At 73.1% G+C, this 17964-nt stretch carries 18 protein-coding genes; 12 read left to right on the top strand and 6 right to left on the bottom strand.

Annotation, left to right across the window (positions count from 1 at the left end; translation table 11 throughout):
• Positions 1-27 precede the first annotated feature (27 nt).
• From FM110_RS11585 to FM110_RS11620, 8 genes are all read left to right on the top strand, one after another.
• Positions 28-945, top strand: coding sequence for an amino acid ABC transporter permease (locus FM110_RS11585; RefSeq protein WP_087104917.1), 918 nt, complete (start codon positions 28-30; stop codon positions 943-945).
• Positions 942-1733 (top strand): amino acid ABC transporter ATP-binding protein, encoded by a 792-nt coding sequence (locus FM110_RS11590; RefSeq protein ID WP_087104918.1) that lies wholly within the window; start codon positions 942-944, stop codon positions 1731-1733. The genes FM110_RS11585 and FM110_RS11590 overlap by 4 nt, the downstream gene beginning before the upstream one ends.
• Before the next feature lie 31 nt (positions 1734-1764).
• Positions 1765-2760 (top strand): transporter substrate-binding domain-containing protein, encoded by a 996-nt coding sequence (locus tag FM110_RS11595; RefSeq protein ID WP_087104919.1) that lies wholly within the window; start codon positions 1765-1767, stop codon positions 2758-2760.
• Positions 2757-3704 (top strand): LLM class oxidoreductase, encoded by a 948-nt coding sequence (locus FM110_RS11600; RefSeq protein ID WP_159458075.1) that lies wholly within the window; start codon positions 2757-2759, stop codon positions 3702-3704. Before FM110_RS11595 ends, FM110_RS11600 begins: the two co-directional genes overlap by 4 nt.
• A 69-nt stretch (positions 3705-3773) precedes the next feature.
• A complete protein-coding gene (locus FM110_RS11605) occupies positions 3774-5087 on the top strand; it encodes an LLM class flavin-dependent oxidoreductase (protein WP_087104921.1) in 1314 nt (437 codons plus the stop codon).
• A 74-nt stretch (positions 5088-5161) separates the two neighbouring features.
• A complete protein-coding gene (locus FM110_RS11610; protein WP_087104922.1) occupies positions 5162-6076 on the top strand; it encodes a LysR family transcriptional regulator in 915 nt (304 codons plus the stop codon).
• A gap of 230 nt (positions 6077-6306) precedes the next feature.
• Positions 6307-7056 carry a hypothetical protein gene (locus FM110_RS11615; RefSeq protein WP_200810236.1) on the top strand — a complete coding sequence of 250 codons (750 nt, stop codon included), beginning with the start codon at positions 6307-6309 and terminating at the stop codon, positions 7054-7056.
• Positions 7057-7152: 96 nt separating this feature from the next.
• Entirely contained in the window at positions 7153-7542 is a 390-nt protein-coding gene (locus FM110_RS11620) for a VOC family protein (protein WP_087104923.1), read from the top strand.
• 128 nt (positions 7543-7670) lie between these two features.
• Here FM110_RS11620 and FM110_RS11625 read toward each other — a convergent pair whose 3' ends face one another.
• The 6 genes from FM110_RS11625 to FM110_RS11650 all read right to left on the bottom strand — a co-directional run bounded on the left by FM110_RS11625 (position 7671) and on the right by FM110_RS11650 (position 13244).
• Positions 7671-8075, bottom strand: a complete 405-nt coding sequence (locus tag FM110_RS11625) for a PIN-like domain-containing protein (RefSeq protein WP_087104924.1) — start codon at positions 8073-8075, stop codon at positions 7671-7673.
• Between the two features lie 10 nt (positions 8076-8085).
• Positions 8086-8769: a DUF433 domain-containing protein gene (locus FM110_RS11630; protein WP_087104925.1), complete on the bottom strand. Its 684-nt coding sequence runs from the start codon at positions 8767-8769 to the stop codon at positions 8086-8088.
• Between the two features lie 286 nt (positions 8770-9055).
• Positions 9056-9355: a YciI family protein gene (locus FM110_RS11635; protein WP_087104926.1), complete on the bottom strand. Its 300-nt coding sequence runs from the start codon at positions 9353-9355 to the stop codon at positions 9056-9058.
• A gap of 357 nt (positions 9356-9712) precedes the next feature.
• Complete coding sequence (locus tag FM110_RS11640; protein ID WP_234992395.1) at positions 9713-10435, bottom strand: LysE family translocator; 723 nt, start codon at positions 10433-10435, stop codon at positions 9713-9715.
• A gap of 84 nt (positions 10436-10519) precedes the next feature.
• On the bottom strand, positions 10520-11320 hold the full coding sequence (locus FM110_RS11645) for a helix-turn-helix domain-containing protein (protein ID WP_087104928.1): 801 nt from the start codon (positions 11318-11320) through the stop codon (positions 10520-10522).
• A 448-nt stretch (positions 11321-11768) separates the two neighbouring features.
• Positions 11769-13244: a family 4 glycosyl hydrolase gene (locus tag FM110_RS11650; RefSeq protein WP_087104929.1), complete on the bottom strand. Its 1476-nt coding sequence runs from the start codon at positions 13242-13244 to the stop codon at positions 11769-11771.
• 175 nt (positions 13245-13419) lie between these two features.
• Here FM110_RS11650 and FM110_RS11655 point away from each other — a divergent pair, with 175 nt between their 5' ends.
• The 4 genes from FM110_RS11655 to FM110_RS11670 are packed head-to-tail and all read left to right on the top strand — an operon-like array spanning position 13420 to position 17829.
• Positions 13420-14781: an ABC transporter substrate-binding protein gene (locus tag FM110_RS11655; RefSeq protein ID WP_087104930.1), complete on the top strand. Its 1362-nt coding sequence runs from the start codon at positions 13420-13422 to the stop codon at positions 14779-14781.
• Positions 14782-14783: 2 nt separating this feature from the next.
• Positions 14784-15809 (top strand): carbohydrate ABC transporter permease, encoded by a 1026-nt coding sequence (locus tag FM110_RS11660; protein WP_087104931.1) that lies wholly within the window; start codon positions 14784-14786, stop codon positions 15807-15809.
• Positions 15806-16612: a carbohydrate ABC transporter permease gene (locus FM110_RS11665; RefSeq protein ID WP_087104932.1), complete on the top strand. Its 807-nt coding sequence runs from the start codon at positions 15806-15808 to the stop codon at positions 16610-16612. The genes FM110_RS11660 and FM110_RS11665 overlap by 4 nt, the downstream gene beginning before the upstream one ends.
• The gene (locus FM110_RS11670) at positions 16609-17829 is read left to right on the top strand and encodes a carbohydrate kinase family protein (RefSeq protein ID WP_087104933.1); all 1221 of its coding nucleotides are present in this window, start codon (positions 16609-16611) and stop codon (positions 17827-17829) included. The genes FM110_RS11665 and FM110_RS11670 overlap by 4 nt, the downstream gene beginning before the upstream one ends.
• Positions 17830-17964: the final 135 nt, after the last annotated feature.

The raw sequence follows: 17964 nt of genomic DNA on the forward strand, positions 1-17964 counted from the left end.
CACTATCCTCTTCGTCGGCAGCGTCAGATGTGTATAAGAGACTCGCTGCAGATCGTGCCCGCCCCGCGACGGGGCCGGGCGGTCCTCACGGCCCTCGCGGCCGTGGTCGTCGCGATCGTCGCCGTCTCGCTCATCACCAACCCCCGCTGGGAGTGGGGCGTCGTGGCCCAGTGGTTCGCGGCCCGCACGATCGTGCTCGCCCTGCTCGAGACCCTCAAGCTCACCGTCCTCGCGGGCGTCGTCGGCTTCGGCCTGGGCCTCGTGCTCGCCCTCATGCGGCTGTCGGGGTCGGGCATCGCCCGCGCCGTGGCCTGGACGTTCTCGTGGATCTTCCGGTCCACGCCGCTGCTCGTGCAGCTGCTGCTCTGGTACAACCTCGGCTACATCTACGCAACGGTGCGCCTCGGGATCCCGTTCACGGACGTCACGCTCTTCGAGTCCCGCACGAGCGACCTCATGACGCCGCTGCTCGCCGCCGTCCTCGGCCTCGGCCTGCACCAGGCGGCCTACGCGGCCGAGCTCATCCGCGGCGGCATCCTCTCGGTCGACGCCGGCCAGCTCGAGGCCGCGAGCGCGCTCGGGATCCCGGCGCGCGACCGCTCGTTGCGGATCGTCCTGCCCCAGGCCATGCGGGCGATCCTCCCGACCGCGTTCAACGAGATCATCGGCCTGGTCAAGGGCACCTCGGTGGTCTACGTGCTCGCGCACGCGGAACTGTTCTTCACCGTCCAGCTCATCTACGGCCGCACCCAGCAGGTGCTCCCGATGCTGCTCGTGGCGACGCTGTGGTACATCGTCATCACCTCGGTGCTGTCCATCGCGCAGTACTACATCGAGCGCCACTACGCCAAGGGCGCGGTCCGCACTCTCCCGCCCACGCCGCTGCAGTCCCTGCGCGCCCGCCTCGCGGCCCGTCGCGCGACCGCCGAGGGGGTCGCGGCATGAGCGCCGAGATCCTCGTGCGCCGCGGCGGCCGGATCGAGATCCACGATGTCCACAAGTCCTTCGGCGGTCTCGAGGTGCTGCGCGGCATCGACCTGACCCTCGAGCCGGGCTCCGTCACGGCGATCCTGGGGCCGTCGGGGTCTGGCAAGTCGACCCTGCTGCGCACGATCAATTACCTCGAGCCCCTCGACCGCGGCATCGTCGCGATCGACGGGGAGGTGATCGGCTACCGCCGGGTCGGGGACGTCCTGCACGAGCTGCCCGAGCGCGAGGTCCTGCGCCAGCGCACGCGCGTGGGGATGGTGTTCCAGAGCTTCCACCTGTTCGCCCACCTCACGGCGCTGCAGAACGTGGCCGAGGCACCGCGCCGAGCCCTCGGCGTCCCCAAGGCCGACGCCATCGCCCGCGCTCGCGAGCTGCTCGCGCTCGTCGGCCTCGAGGAGAAGGCCCACGCCTTCCCGCGCCAGCTCTCGGGCGGCCAGCAGCAGCGCGTCGCGATCGCGCGCGCCCTCGCGCTCGACCCGCAGGTGCTGCTGTTCGACGAGCCCACGAGCGCCCTGGACCCCGAGCTCGTCGAGGAGGTGCTCGCGGTCATCCGCGGCCTCGCGACCGCCGGGACCACGCTCGTGATCGTCACGCACGAGATCTCGTTCGCGCGGGACGTCGCCGACCGCGTCGTGTTCATGGACGGCGGCGTCGTCGTCGAGGAGGGTCCGCCCTCGCAGGTCATCGACGCCCCGCGCCACGAGCGCACCCGCTCCTTCCTGGCCCGTGTCCGCGGCGCCTGACCCCCCACCCACCCCTGACCGGAGAACCTCCATGCCTCACGCACCCCTCCCCCTGGCCCGCCGCACCCTCCTCGGCGCGGGCATGCTCGTGCCGCTCGCCGCGCTCGCCGCGTGCAGCGACCCCGTCTCCTCGAGCACCGCCGCCGCTGCCAAGGCCTCCGACGGCGGCGGCGACGCGGCGGCCGCCGGGACGATCGACACGTCCGGCACCCAGGAGCGGATCCGCTCGACCGTCGACGAGGCGATCGCGGCCACCGTCCCCGCGGCGATACGCGAGCGCGGCAGCCTCATCGTCGGCTCGATCACGGGCGGGACTCCCCCGCTCGTGTTCCTCGCCGACGACAACACCACGACGATCGGCGCCGAGCCCGACATCGCCCAGCTCGTCGCCGACAAGCTCGGCCTCGACTTCGACCTGCGCCTGACGAGCTGGGACTCCTGGCCGCTGTCGCTCGAAGGGGGCGACTTCGACGTGGTGCACGCGAACGTCGGCATCAACGCCCAGCGGCTCGAGAAGTTCGACTTCGCGTCCTACCGCGCGGCCTTCATGACGTTCCTCGTGTCCAAGGGCTCCGACCTCGACCTGGGCACCCCCGAGTCGATCTCGGGGCGCACGATCGCGGTCGGCTCGGGCACAAACCAGGAGCGGATCCTCACCGAGTGGAACACGCAGCTCACGTCCGCGGGATCGGCACCCGCCGAGCTCAAGAACTACTCGAGCGACGCGGACGTCCTGCTCGCGCTCGGCGCGGGCCGCATCGACGCCTACTTCGCGCCGCTCGCGACCATGACCTACGTGGCCACGACCCGCGACGACGTCGAGACGCAGGGGAAGGTCGACGCCGGGTGGCCGCAGTCGACGCTCGTGGCCGCGACCGTCGTGCGCGGCAGCGGCCTCGCCGAGCCCTATGCCGCGGCCATCAACGCCCTCATGGCCGAGGGCACGTACCAGCAGGTCCTCGAGCGCTGGCACCTGAGCGCCGAGGCCCTCACCGAGTCCACCGTCCACACCAAGGAGAACCCGTGACCGTCGATCCCACGCCCACCGCTCCCGTGCTCGCCCTCGACGTGAGGGCCGATCCCGGCCTCGTCGCGGACCTCGCCGCCCTCGGGCGCGCTCTCGAGGCGGCCCGCCTGGGCGGGGTCGTCGTCTCCGGCGACGCCGAGCGCGGCGAGCTGCATCCCGTCCTCGCGGCCGCCGCGCTGGCCCCGCACACGCACGCGATCGCCCTGCTGGCCCGCACGGATGCGGTGGACGTCGAGCCGTTCCACCTGGCCACCCAGCTCATGAGCCTCGACCACGTCTCGCTCGGGCGCGCGGGCTGGCTCGTGGAGGCCCGCTCGGACGAGGCCGCCGCGGCGGCCGTGGGCCGTGAGGCGCTCTCGGGCGCGGACCTCGAGCGCGAGGTCGCCGATGTCGTGCGCACCGCCCGCCTCGTGTGGGACTCGTGGGCCGACGACGCGGTCGTGCGCGACGTCGAGCGCGGGGTCTACATGGACGCGAGCCGCCTGCAGTACGTCGACGCCTCGACGGCGACGTTCTCCGTGCGCGGCCCGTCGATCACGCCGCGCTCCCCGCAGGGCCTCGTGCCCGTGCTCGTGGCCGACGAGGACGCGGCGGCGGTGGGCGGGACCACCGTGCGCGATCTCGCCGACGGTCGTGCACGGGACGTCGAGATCGACCCGACGGCGGACGCGTCGGCGATCGTCGCGGCCGTCCGGGCGGCGCTCGAGGGCGCCCGCGACGACGAGCCCGCACCGCGCCTCGTGCGCCTGCTCGAGGCCGGGTTCGCCGCGGATCCCGAGGGCCGCGCACTCGAGCTCGCACGGGCCGCCGACGAGCTGCGGGACCTCGGCCTCGTGGCCCCGGCTCCCGCGCCGGGCACGACGCTGCGCTCGCAGCTCTCGCTCGCGCGCCCCGACGTCGTCATCGATCCCGCCCGGCGCGCCGATCGCGCCCGCACCGCCTGAGCCGTCGTCCCCTTCTCGCGCCCGCGCGGCCGCGAGTCCGCATCCCTCGTCAGGAGACCAGGAGAGACCATGACCTCCGATCCGCACCCCATCCATCCGTCCCACACCCCCACCGGCGTCCTGCGCCTGGGTGTCTTCTTCCAGGGCGTGAACTCCTCGACCGTCTGGCGCCTGCCCGAGTCGGGCGACCAGGTCGCGTGGGACTCGTTCTCCCGGATCATCACGACTGCGCAGAGGGGCCTGTTCAGCGCGTTCTTCCTCGGCGAGGGGCTGCGGCTGCGCGAGCACCGGGGCGTCCCGCTCGAGTCCGACGTGGCCGGACGGCCCGACGCCCAGACGCTGCTCGCGGCGCTCGCGGGCATCACCGAGAACATCGGGCTCGTGGCCACGCAGAACACGACGTACAACGACCCGGTGGACCTCGCGCGGCGCCTGCAGAGCCTCGACCTCATCTCCGGCGGACGCGCCGCGTGGAACGTCGTGACCACCGACAACGCGTGGACCGGCGAGAACTTCCGGCGCGGGGGCTACCTCGACCACGCCGACCGCTACACCCACGCCGAGGCCGCGGTGGAGATCGCGCGGCAGGTGTGGCGCGGCGAGGAGATCGAGCACGTCGGGGCGCACTACACGGTGCGCGCGACGGGACGCCTGCCGCGCTCGCCCCAGGGCGAGCCCGTCGTGTTCCAGGCCGGCGTGTCCCCCGAGGGCCGCGACTTCGCCGCCCGCACCGCCGACGTCGTGTTCTCGCCGTTCGGCGACCGCGAGCGGGCGATCGAGTTCCGCCGCGACCTCGTCGAGCGCACGCTCGCCGCGGGCCGCGACGCGCAGGCCGTGCAGATCATGCCGGGCGCCGAGCTCGTCCTCGCCGAGACCGATGCCGAGGCCGAGGAGAAGGTGCGCTGGCTGCGCACCCAGCAGATCGGCCCGCGCCAGGCCCTCGACCTCCTCGAGCAGTACTGGGGCCGCGACCTCTCCGCGTTCGATCCCGACGGTCCGCTGCCGGACGTCGACCCCGAGGTGGTCGTCTCGGGCGTGACCCGCGGGGCCGGCTTCCAGTTCGAGAAGGCCAAGGAACTCACGGACGCGTGGCGGGCCGAGGCCGCCGCCAAGGGCCTGTCGATCCTCGAGTTCGCGCGCTCGCGCCAGGGCTCGCGCGGCGGCACGCACGTCGGGTCGTACGACACGGTCGCCGACGAGCTCGCCGAGCTCGTGCGCCTGGGCGCGGTCGACGGTCTGAACATCACGCCGTGGCTCGTGCCCGGCGGGATCGACGACATCGTCGACCACCTCGTGCCGCGTCTGCAGGACCGCGGTGTCTACCCGAGCGCGTACGCGGGGCCGACGCTGCGGGAGAACCTGGGGCTGCCGCCGCTCGCGTGAGCGGGTGCCGAGAGGACCACGCGATGTGCCCGGACTCATAAGCACACCTATGGTCTCGCGTCTACACTCGTCGCATGGATCCTCGTCGCCTGCTCATCTTCCGCACCGTGGTGCGCAACGGCTCGATCGGCGCCGGTGCCCGCGAGCTCGGCTGGACGCAGCCCGCCGTCTCCCAGCACCTCGCGGCGCTCGAGAAGGAGATCGGCACGCAGCTGCTGCTGCGCAGCTCGTCGGGCGTGACCCCCACGGAGGCCGGGCGGCGCCTCGCCTCCCACGCGGAGGCCGTCGCGGCGCAGCTGCAGGCCGCCGAGGAGGAGCTCGCCGACATCACCGCCCTGCGCCGCGGGCGCGTGCGCTTCGCGACGTTCCCCTCGGCCGCCGCCGTGCTCCTCCCGCCGGCGCTGGCCCGCATGCGGGAGACGGCGCCCGGGGTGGACGTGTCCTTCGAGGAGCTCGAGCCGCCGGACGCGATCCCCGCCCTCATGGACAACCAGGTGGATCTCGCGCTCGTGTTCCGCTACGGCTGCACGGACGTCGACGCCGAGGGCACCCTCGAGTGGACGCCGCTGCTCGAGGACCGCGTGCTGGCGATCCTCCCGGCCGAGCACGAGCGGGCCCACGACCCGGAGCTCGCGCTCGCCGACCTCCGGGGCGAGGACTGGATCGCCGGCTGCGAACGCTGCCGCGCGAACCTCATGGCCAACGCCCGCAGCGCCGGCTTCACGCCCCACGTCCGCTACTCGACCGACGATGCGACGGTCGTCCACCGCCTCATCGAGCACGGGGCGGGCGTCGCGCTCATGCCCGAGATCACGCTCGAGGCCGCGCCGTCGGACCGCGTCGTGGTGCGCACCCTGCCCGAGCTCACCAACCGCACCATCGGGCTGATCAACCGCAAGGGTGCGATGGCGATTCCCGCGGTCGCCGCGCTCCGCGACGCGCTGGCCGCGGAGACGGGCGCGCGCTCGATCGAGGCCGCGCTCATCTGACCGGGCGCGGGGCAGTGTGCGAGCTCCCCGTCCCCTGCGTGCTCCCGCCCCTCTCGGGCCACCCGGGAACGCTCCCCCTCCCGCGCCCCTTCACCCCTCGAGTGTCACGCTGCGAGTCATCCGCGCCCGATTCTGCGACGGAGCGTGACACTCGACGGCGGGGGCCGAGGTCCGCAGGAACGACGCGGCCGGGGACGGACGGGTTCAGGCCCCGGCCCTACCCTGGTGCCATGACCTCCCGCATCCCCGCCCGCGCCTGGCTGCGCCCCGCCCTGCTCGTGATCGGCGGCCTGCTGGTGGCCGCGATCCTGCTCGGGATGCGCCTGTGGTGGGGCGGTGCCGCGGTCGCGGTCGCGGCGCTGTTCATGGGGTACTGGACCTCGCCCATCCGCGGTGGCCAGCACGTGCCGTTCGGCCTGGCGATGAGCCGCCGCGCGGACGACCACGCGATCATCCTGTGGGCCCCGGGCGACCCGCTCTCGGCGCGCCTGCAGACGGCGATCCGCGGCGAGCGCCCCGACGTGACCTGGGTGAACGTCTACCAGGATGCGGACGCCGATGCCTTCGTCATCGCCCACGGCGGCCATGCGGCGCTGCCGCTGGTGGTGATCGGCGACGAGATCGTGCGGCGCACCACGATGGGCCGATACCTCGACGCGCGTGCGGCGGCCGCGGAGAGCGGGACGAGCGTGGGTGCCGACCGCGCGCGGGCGAAACAGGCCCTCGCGCCCGAGCCCTGGGGCGCACCGCGCACACGCGACGACGCGGCGGCCACCGAGGCGTCGACGTCCGCATCGCACTCCGTGGCGGAACCGCGCTCCCCCGCCGAGGCGGCATCCGAGGCACGCCCCGCCACCGCACCGCGCTCCCCCGCCATGCCCGCAGCTCAGGGCGGCGCCGAGCGCCCTGCCGGCCCCTCCACGCCGGTCGACCTCGAGGCCGACCGCGACGCCCTGCTCCCCGACGACTCCGGGAACTGACTCGAACCGCTCCTGCCGACCCGACTCCTGTACCCGGCTCCTCCCTCGCAGACGCCCCTCGACCAGCGTCCCGCCGAATCCCATCTGGAGGACTCCATGCGCGTGACGAAGCACTATCCGACGGTGAACGCCGAGGACATCGATGCCGAGGCCGATTTCTGGGCCGCCGTGCTCGGCGGAGAGGTCGCGAACGCCGACAGCGACGCGTTCGGCCAGTGGCGCGATGTGGTGGTCGACGGAGCGGTGGTGCTGGGGGTCCAACGGGCCCCCGGGCTCATCACTCCCACCTGGCCCGACGACTCCGTGCCCTTGCACATCCATCTGGACGTGTACGCCGAGGTCGACGAGGTGGACGCGTCCTCCCGGGAGCTCCTGGCCCTGGGGGCGCGGGAGCTCGACACGTCGCAGTCGCCCGCTGAGCGGGAGCACGGGTTCCGGGTCTACGCGGATCCCGCCGGGCACCCGTTCTGTCTCTGCTGGGGCTGACCCGTCGGCCGACGAGCACTGCGGCCCCTCGGTTCCGCCGCGGTCCGTCGGGCTGTGTTTCCGCTGCGGTCCATCGGGCGGGGCTCGGCCGTCGGCGCTCTCCCCGCGCATTCCGGTCGGGGCGGCGGTCATGTGCCGAAGCGCAGCGGACGCACCCCGGACTCTGTGAGAGCCAGCGCCCACGGGCCGGGGCCTCTCTTGACGATCTCTCGACGGATCCGGCTCTCGTGTCTCAGGAAGATCCGCACCTGGTCTTCCGGCAGCAGGTCCTGTTTGGCGCCGATCCAGACCGATCTGATCCCGTGCTCCCGATAGATCGCCTGCTCCGCTGGCCGGGTGCGGATCCGCCGGTCCCGAGTCACGACGACGAGTCCCAGCCGGCCGACGACGGGCATCCACTCGGTGTCCAAAGCGCCCAGAGGCACCTCCGGCAGGTCGGGATGACCGGGGTGGAGGACGTCATCCCGCCCGGCCCGCGCCAGGAGCTTGCCGAGACCGAGGACGTTCTCGTCCGTGAAGAAGAGGACGTCCATCCCCGGCTCCTCAGGCGGCCGCGGGCTCGCGCGAGATCAGCTCGAAGCGCAGCGCATCATCCACCTGCGCCGGCGTGAGGTCGTACAGGTCGCTGATCAGCTCGCGGCTCCCCCCGGCGCGGTAGACCTCGGCGAGAGCAGCGGTTCTCACGGAGCGCACGGCGGGTTGCCCGAATGCCCGTTGCGGGTCCATGACCACGGACGCGATCTGCGGAAGCGGCCGGAGCCGGGCGACGAGATCATCTGCGTACTCGACGATGGAATGGAAGCGCTCGGTCTCCGGGGCGAGGACCAGCTGCCCGTTGCGGACGACCACGAGGGAGAGCTCATGGTCGAGCCCCACCCCGTCCTGCACTCGACGGACCAGCTCTCGCCCTTCGATGTCCAGGAAGGGGGTGGCGTGGGCGAGCGGATAGAGGCCGAACTCCTTGCGGAGCTCGACGATCGCCGGTCGGAGCCGCTGCAGCGGTACCCGCCGGGATCGGAACTCAGCCACCAGGCGCGCCTCGACCATCTCTCCCCAGGTCACGGCATCGGAACCGGTCGCCTCGGGGCGCAGGATCGGATCGTAGAACCGTCCGCCCCGGGTATAGCCCTCGAGCCAGCGCCGCGCGGTACCGGAATGGAGGCCGACGTGGCGGTCGACATCCGCATAGGAGTACATCGCGCGGTCGAGGAGCGAGGCGGTGGTCATGCGGAGATCCTGCCATCGTCAGCGTCCGCTCCCCATCGCGCCGCGCCCGTGATGGGGACAGCGCGACGATGTGGGGGAACGGTGTTCTGCTTCGCATCCATCGCAATCACGTCCAGCGAACGGGCGGACCGGCGGGTACGCGGGGACGCGGGAACGTCGTGTCAGTCCCGTTCCGCGCAGGCTCCGCGTGCCGCCGCGGCAGGCTGCTTCCCTCCCGGCCTCGTCCCTCGGTAATCGCTGCCGCGGGTGCCGTTGCTGTTGCCGTCGCTGTTGCTGTCGGGGCAGATCAGCCCAGGTCGCCGACGGTCACGTTCCAGGGGCGGATGCTGCGCTCGGCGATCAGCCCGGCCTCGAAGAACGGGTCCGCCTCGAGGGCCGTCAGGAGGTCGTCGGCGCTCTCCCCGCGCAGGAGGATGAGCGCGGCGGCGGGGCCGTCGTCGGCGAAGGGCCCCGAGGCCAGGAGCGTCCCGGACTCGTGCAGCTCGCGCAGGAAGGCGCGGTGGGCGGGGCGCACCTCGTCGATGCGGGCCGAGTCGTCCGTGTAGACGTACGTGAGGGCGAAGATCGAGGCAGTGTCGGTGCTCATGCCCCCATCCTGCCTGCCGTCGAGCGCTGTCGGTCGATCTCTCGCACACTTGCCTCCCCGCTCGGGATTCCACCACGGGTGCGCCCCTTCTCACGGCCGCCTCCCCGGCCGGATGGCAGAGCCGGTAGCTATACGTGCAGACACCGCCTCCACAAGGACCGTCTGCACGTATGGCTACCAGTTCTCGCAGCACCTCCGCGCGGCACCGGAACGGGCACCCATCACCGGCACCAGCCCCCGCCGCCAGCCCTCCGGAAACGGGACCCCAGCGTGCATCTGCCGACCATATGAGCGTCACCCCACTACCACAGTCCCGCTTCGCGGCCCCCAGCGCCCGGCCATGGCAGAGATCCCCGCTCAGGTCTGCGCGACCGCCATCTCGAGCAGCATCGCGAGGCCCAGTCCCAGGATCACCGCCCCGGAGGCCCGGGTGATCCACGGCAGCGCCCGGTCCAAGCGCGCCCGGGACCCGGCCGATCCGAACGTCGCCGCCACGATGAGGTCCCAGGCGAGCACGACCGCGACCATCCAGATCCCGTAGGCGGCGAGGACCGGCCCCGGTCGCGTCCCCACGACGGCGGCGAGGCTCACGTAGAACAGGGCGTTCTTGGGGTTGAGCAGTCCCGATGCGAGACCGAGGCCGGTGCTGGACCACCATGTGGTGCCGCCTCTCGCCTCAAGGGCCCCGGAGGCGGATGCCCCCGCCACAGCCCCCGCCTTATCCCCCGACGTGACCTCCGCCGTGGCCTCCGCCATGGCCTCCGCCATGGCCTCCGGCCCGATCCGGGCATCCGCCCGGAGGAACGCGATGCCCATCCAGAGCAGGAACAGACCCCCGACACCCCGCACGACCTGCAGCACCACCGGTTCGGAGACGAGTGCGATCCCGCCGAACGCCGCGACCACGAAGGCCGCGTTCGCCGCGGCGATGCCGACGCAAGCGCCCGAGGCGATCTGCCACCCCCGCGACGCCGCCATGCGCACGATGAGGAGGAAATCGACCCCGGGGATCAGCAGGGCCCCGAGATGCGCGGCCGCGACCACGACGAACTGCTCCATACCCGTCCCGACCTCTCCCACAACGCGCTCTCCTCGACGAGGATCCGTCCGCGGTGGTCGTGGGGTCTTGGATGAGATTGCGGAGCGTCCTCCGCCTCTCCGATCTCAGGCGCCGTGCGCCCGATACGCGCCGGGGGACGCGGCGACATGCGCTCGGAACACGCGGTGGAGATGGCTCTGGTCCGTGAAGCCGACGGCATGCGCGGTCTCGGCGATCCCCTCACCCTCGCGCAGCATCTCCCGGGCACGGGAGATGCGCGCGTTCTGCCTCCATGCGAGGGGCGTGAGCCCCGTGGCCCGGCGTATCCGGCGGATGAGCTGGAAGTGGCTGAGGCCCACCATCGTGCCGAGCTCGTCGAGGGACGGGTTCTCGTCGTCGTCCCGGAGCCTCGCGAGCACCGGCGCCAGAAGCTCGAGCAGCTCATGGTCCTCGCCGTGACCGGCGCGCGCGACGGGAGCGGCCGTGCGCATCCGCTCGAGGAGCGTGCCGAGGCGGGCGTCGATCGCCGGACGGACGGCATCGGCCGAGATCGCATCCGCCCAGGCCGATGCGGCACGGCGGACGCCCGGGTCGCGCAGAACGAGGATGGCGTCCGTCGGCAGGCCGGTTCCGTCGCCGTCGCCGAGGTGGATCATGCGGTAGCGCCAGAGGCTCGCGTCCGGGTTGCACGCGTGCACCTGCCCGGCGGGGATCACGACGACGTCGCCCGCGTGCAGTCGCACTCGCTCGGACGGCGGGCCGGTCAGGACGGTGCTCCCCTGGTCGATCAGCCCGATCGAGCAGGTCGCGTGGGAGTGGAGGCGGTAGCAGCTGCCGCGGGCCGCGGAGGTCCTCAGCTCGAGGCCGGGCACGGCCGAGCTCCGCTGGAATTCGCTCTCCGCCGCCGGGGCCGTCTCGGTGCTCATGCCCCCATCCTGCCTGCCGCCGGGTGCTGCCGGTCGATCCCCCTCGTGCCCGCGTCCGTCTGCGCCACCCTCTCTGACGTGCCGCCTTCTGTTGCGGCCGTCTCCCGGTGCGACCGCCTCCTGTTGCGGCCGTCTCCCAGCCGGGATGGCAGAACTGCCAGCCGGACGCGCACAACGCTGCAGCGACCGCCTCCCCGGCCGGATGGCAGAACCGGTAGCTATACGTGCAGACACCGCCTCCACAAGGACCGTCTGCACGTATGGCTACCAGTTCTCGCAGCACCTCCGCGCGGCACCGGAACGGGCACCCATCACCGGCACCAGCCCCCGCCCCCAGCCTCCGGAAACGGGACTCCAGCGCGCATCTGCCGACCATATGAGCGTCACCCCACCACCAGAGTCCCGCTACCGCACGGCGGCCGTCGCCTCCGCCCCGGCGACACCGCCTCTACCCCAGCAGGGCCGCGATCTCGGGGTGGCCGGCCTCATACCCCTCCAGCAGCGCGGCCCCCAGCGCGACCGACCGCACCAGCGGATGCGTGGCGAAGCCCTGTCGCGCGCGATCCCGGGAACCGGTGAGCGCGGCTTCGAGGATCTCGCGCTCGGAAGCGCGCAGCTGCGCCATCATCCCCAGCTGCTCGAGGGTGAGCGGGCCGACGGGCAGCGGGTGCACGCCCTCGCCGTCGACCACGCACATCACCTCGAGCACCAGGTCGGCGGGCAGCTCCGGGACCACGCGGTCCTCGGGGGCGCCCGCGGAGGAGGCCGGGGCGTTGCCCACGTCGAGGATCATCCGCTCGGGCCGCCCGGTCGCGATCGCGGTCATCAGGCGCAGCGCGACCTCCTGGTACCCGCCGCCGGCGATGTCCTCCTCGCGGCGCTCCTCGTCGCGGGTCTCGGCCATGTACGTGGCCTCGCGCTCGCGCAGGGTCGAGCGCCACAGGCCCAGGGACGAGGGGCAGCAGGCGTCCGGCCGCCCGGCCCCAGCCCCGACCCTGTCCCCGGCGACGGCATCGGCCGCACCAGCGGCTGCGCCGCGCCCGACCGCCTCCCCCGCGGCGTCGTAGAACGCGCCCTGCTGGCGGGCCAGGAACTCGCCGCGGGTGGTCTCGGCCGCGGCGATCCGCGCCCGCGCCTGGTCGGTGAACAGGTAGTAGAAGAGGTACTCGTTGGGCAGCGTCCCGGTCGCCCGCACCCAGTCGAAGCCCACTAGGCGGGCCTCCTCGATCTCCTCGAGGGCGGCGTCATCGGCCAGGATCCGCGGCAGCTCGTCCCGCCCGTCGACCGTCACGGCGCGCAGCCAGCCCAGGTGGTTCAGGCCCACGTAGTCGACGGCCACGGCGTCGTCGCCGGTGGGGTCGGCCCCCAGCAGCCGACCCACCCGTCGGACCAGCCCGATGGGGGTGTCGCAGATCCCCACCACGCGGTCGCCGAGCACGCGGCGCATGGCCTCGGTGACGATCCCGGCGGGGTTGGTGAAGGAGATGGTCCAGGCGTCGGGGGCGAGCTCGCGGATCGCCTCGGCGATCTCGACGGCGACGGGGATGGTGCGCAGGGCGTAGGCGAGGCCGCCGGGGCCCACGGTCTCCTGCCCGAGCAGGCCGAGGTCGAGGGCCACGCGCTCGTCGACGGTGCGGCCCTCGGCGCCGCCCACGCGCACGGCACTGAACACGAAGTCGGCCCCGGTCACGGCCTCGCGCAGGTCGGTGGTCACGCTCAGGCGGGGCAGGGGGCCGGCGGCGCGGCCCTCGGACTCGAGCTCGCGGCCCAGCTCCGCGATGACCGCCTCGATCGCCGCGAGGCGCGCCGCATCGACGTCCTGCAGGGCCACCTCGTCGACCCGCAGCCCGGTGGCGCCGGTGGCGACGGCCTCGTAGACGAGCGGGACGCGGAACCCGCCGCCGCCCAGGATCGTGAGCTTCATGACGCCTGCTCCCTCATGTTCTTGAAACCTGGACCGTCTGACAGCCGATCACGCCTGGGCACGCTAGCATCGCGGCATCGCGCCCCGGCGCGCCGCCCGTCGACGCGCCCGTCCGGGCGTCCCGGCCCCGGCACGCCCCACCGGACCGATGCGCGACCCGACCCCAGGAGCTGACATGCGACGACGCACCTTCCTCGCCTCCACCGCCGCCATCAGCGGCACCGCCCTGCTCGCCGCCTGCGCCCCGGGCTCGGGCACGGACGGCTCGTCCACGGCCCCGGCGCCGAAGGCCGACGAGGTCGACACCGACATCGCGGGCCTGGGCGAGGTCACGCTGAAGGTCTGGGACCAAGAGGTCCGCGGCGCGCAGAACGACGCGATCACCGCGCTCATCGAGCAGTTCCAGGCGAAGTACCCGAACGTGACGGTCGACCGCACCTCGCAGTCCTCCGACGACCTGCTCAAGCAGGCGGCGCTCGCCCTGTCGGGCAACGACGTGCCCGACGTCCTGCAGGTCAACAACGCGCGCGCCGACATGGGCGAGTTCGTCAAGGCCGGCCAGCTCACGGACCTCTCGGGCTACGCCGAGGCCTACGGCTGGACGGACCGCTTCGAGGAGTCGGTGCTGTCGAAGGCGCGCTACTCGGCGGACGCGACGACGTTCGGCGAGGGCTCCCTGTGGGGCCTGCCGCAGACGGGCGAGATCTGCGGGATCTTCTACTCCGCCTCGCGCCTCGAGGCCGCAGGCGGCACCGTCCCGACCACGTGGGACGAGCTCTCGGCACTGCTGGGCATGCTGCAGTCCGCCGGTCAGCAGCCGATCGTCCTGGGCGACCTCGACCAGTGGCCCGCCCTGCACGTGCTGGGCCCGATACAGGCAGGCCTCGTGGACGCCGACACGATCACGAAGCTCGCGATGGGCAATGAGGGTGCCGACTGGACCTCCCCCGAGAACGTGCAGGCGCTGACGACATTCGCCGAGTGGGCGAAGAACGGCTACTTCGGCCCCTCCCCCGCGGCCCTCGACTACGACACCGCGTGGGCGGACTTCGCCCAGGGCACGGGCGTGCTGCTGATCGGCGGCTCCTGGCTGGGCCCCGACATGGCCGCGGTGATGGGCGAGGACCTGCACTTCATGGCACCCCCGCCCGGCAAGGACGGGAAAGTCGCCACCACGGGCGGCACCGGCATCCCCTTCTCGATCCCCGCGAAGGCGAAGAACGCCGCCGCGGCCGCCGCCTACATCGACTTCATCACCAGCGCGGACGCGATGAAGACCATCGCCGAGAAGGGCGGGACCCCGGTGCTGGACACCGCGGAGCTGGCCCCGGCCAGCGGCGTCACCAAGGAGATCTTCGAGGCCTTCGGCTCGGTCTCGACGGACGGCGCGCTGCTGCCCTACCTCGACTACGCCACGCCGACGTTCGGCGACACCGCCGGTGCCGCCCTGCAGGAGCTGCTGAACGGGTCGAGCACCCCGGAGGATGCGGCCGCCGCCCTGCAGGACGACTACGAGGCGTTCACGAAGAAGGCCTGAGCATGCCCGATCCCGCCGCGGCCGCGGGCCCGGCCCATGCCGTGACGGCCCGGGGCTCGTCCGCGCCCGTCGACGCCGGCGCCTCGACAGGGGCCGGCGGGGGCGGTGCCGCGTCCCGGCGGCGCCGCACTCCCCCGTCGAGCGTGGTCCGCAGCCGCTGGGTGCCCCTCGCGTTCCTCGCGCCGGGCTTCCTCGTCTACGCGGCCTTCGCCCTGTACCCGCTCGCGCGCGCCGCGCAGTTCTCGCTGTACGAGTGGTCGGGCATCGGGCCCTCGACGTTCGTCGGCCTGGGCAACTACGTCGAGCTCGCGGGCGATGCCGCGTTCCGCGCGGCGATCGGCAACGCGCTGGTCCTGATCGTCTTCTATGCCCTGCTGCCGCTGGCCATCGGCCTGGTCCTCGCGGCGATCCTGCGGCGCGGGCAGGTGCGCGGCCTCGGCGTCTTCCGCACGGTCGTGTTCCTGCCGCAGGTGATCGCGCTCGCGGTCGTCGCCGTCGCGTGGAAGCAGATCTACTCCCCCGACGGCCCCCTGAACACGGCGCTGCGGGCCCTGCGCCTGGATTCCCTCGCGCACGGCTGGCTGGGCGAGCCGGGGACGGCGCTGCCGGCGGTGGGCCTGGTGGGCACCTGGCTCGAGATGGGTCTGGTGACGCTGCTGCTGCTCGCGGGCATGAGCCGCATCCCCGACGACCTCTATGAGGCGGCCCGTCTCGACGGCGCCGGGCCCGTCCGCGAGTTCTTCGCGATCACGCTGCCGGCGGTCCGCGGGGAGATCGTCACGGCCCTGGTGCTGACGATCATCGCGGCGCTCAAGACCTTCGACCTCGTCTACCTGACCACCTCGGGCGGCCCGGGCACCTCCACCACGGTCCCGAGCTTCGAGGTGTACCGCCGGGCGTTCGAGCTCAAGGAGGTCGGCTCCGCGTGCGCGGTCGCGATCGTCCTGACGGCGATCGTGTTCGCGATCAACATGCTGGTGGCGCGCATCGGCGAGCGCGACGACGAGCCCGCGGGAGGCCTGCGATGAGGGTCTCACGCGCCGAGCGCACGATGAACTACGCGATCCTGCTGGTGTTCGCGGCGTTCGCGCTGGCCCCGATCCTCCTGATCCTGGGGACGGCGCTGTCCCCGCAGATCGGGGCGACGGGCCCGCTGCACCCGGAGAACTTCGTGGACGCGTGGACGATCGGCGGCTTCGGGCGCTCGCTGGGGATCTCCCTGGCGGTCGCCGCGATCGTGGTCCCGACCGCGCTCGTGCTGTCCCTGGGCACCGGCTACGCCTTCGGGACCATGCGCTTCCCCGGCTCCGGCGTGCTGTTCGCGCTCGTGATGCTGGGGCTGATGATCCCCTCCGAGGCGATCGTGATCCCCCTGTTCTTCGACCTGCGCACGCTCGGGCTCACCGACACGCTCGCCGCCGTGGCCCTGCCGCAGATCGCGCAGTCGGTCGCCTTCGGCACGTTCTGGCTGCGCACGCAGTTCCGCTCGATGCCGCGGGACCTGCTCGAGGCCGCCGCCCTCGACGGCGCGGGCCCGCTGCGCACCCTCACCCGCATCCTCGCGCCCGCCTCGCGCCCCGCGATCGTCACGCTGATCGTTCTGACGTTCATGTGGACATGGAACGAGTTCCTCATAGCCTTGGTGATGACGCCGTCCGGCTCGCTGCGCACCGCGCCGCTGGGGCTCGCGACGTTCCAGGGCCAGTACACGGCCGAGACGGCGCTCATGTCGGCCGGCGCCGTGATCGTCGCGTTGCCGGTCGCGATCGGCTATCTGCTGCTGCAGCGGCACTTCATCCGCGGCATGCTCGAGGGGGTCTCGAAGGGATGACGACGAACGGCAGCGAGCCGGTGGGCGGCACGGACGAGACGCTGAGCGCGGCCGCATCGGGGCCCCGACCTGACGCCGGCGGCTCCCCCACCCCGTCGACCGGGGCCCGCCCCGCGAGCGCACCCGTCGGCGGCTGGGATCCGCTGGCCGCGGTGCGCCGGCCCGACGACCCGCCCCTGGACGTGCTGCTGTCGGGCACCGTGTTCTTCGACCTCGTCTTCACGGGGATCGCGCGCATGCCCGGACCGGGCGAGGAGCTGTGGTCCGAGGGCCTGGGCTCGTGCCCCGGCGGCATCGCCAACCTCGCCACGGCCGCCGCCCGCCTGGGCCTTCGCACCGGCCTGGTCGCCGGTTTCGGGGACGACGCCTACGCCGACTGGATGTGGGACACCCTCTCGCGCGACGAGGGCATCGACCTGTCGGCCTCGCGCCGCTTCGAGCACTTCCACTCCGCCCTCACGGTGTCGATCGCGACCGCCGGGGATCGCGCGATGATCACGCACGGGCACCCGCTGCCGGAGCCGCTGTCGGCGATGGCCGGTCGGGCGCCCGCGGCCTGTGCCGCCGTCGTCGACCTCCACGGCGAGACCGACTGGTGGGCGTTCCTCGCCGCCCGCGGCACCCGCATCTTCGCCGACATCGGCTTCGACGAGACCGGGCGCTGGGACGTCGCCGACCTGGCCCCGCTCGCGCACTGCCACGCCTTCACCCCCAACGCCGTCGAGGCGATGGCCTACACCCGCACCGACACCGCCGACCGCGCCGTGCGCAAGCTCGCCGATCGGGTGCCGCTCGCGGTGGTCACGGACGGGGTCCAGGGCGCGCTGGCGATCGACTCGTCGACGGGCGAGGAGGCGTTCTGCCCGGCGGTGCCGGTGACCGCGCTGGACACGACCGGGGCGGGCGACGTCTTCGCCGCCGCGATGACGCTGGGGACGCTCGCCGAGTGGCCGCTCGTGGAGCGGCTGAAGTTCGCCTCCCTGTGCTCGGCGCTCGCGGTCCAGCAGTTCGGCGGCTCGCTCGCGGCCCCCGGCTGGGGCGACATCGCCGACTGGTGGCGCACCGTCCGCGCCCAGGCCGACGCCGGGGACCTGCGCGCCGCCTACACGCGCGACCAGTACCTGTTCCTCGACGGGATCGTCCCGACGTGCGCGGTGCAGGGCAAGCGCCGGGCCCAGGGGACGTTCGCGCTGCGCTCGGACGCCGGGGAGCACTGAGGCGAGGGGGAGCACGGCAACGTCGGCGGGAGGCATCGGCGCGGGGGACGTCGGTGTTGGCGGGAGACGTCGGTGTCGGCGGGAGATGGCGGTGAGGGGGCGGCGGGGGACGTCGGTGTTGGCGGGAGACGTCGG

The sequence above is a fragment of the Brachybacterium nesterenkovii genome, assembly GCF_900163655.1.
Lineage (GTDB): Bacteria > Actinomycetota > Actinomycetes > Actinomycetales > Dermabacteraceae > Brachybacterium > Brachybacterium nesterenkovii.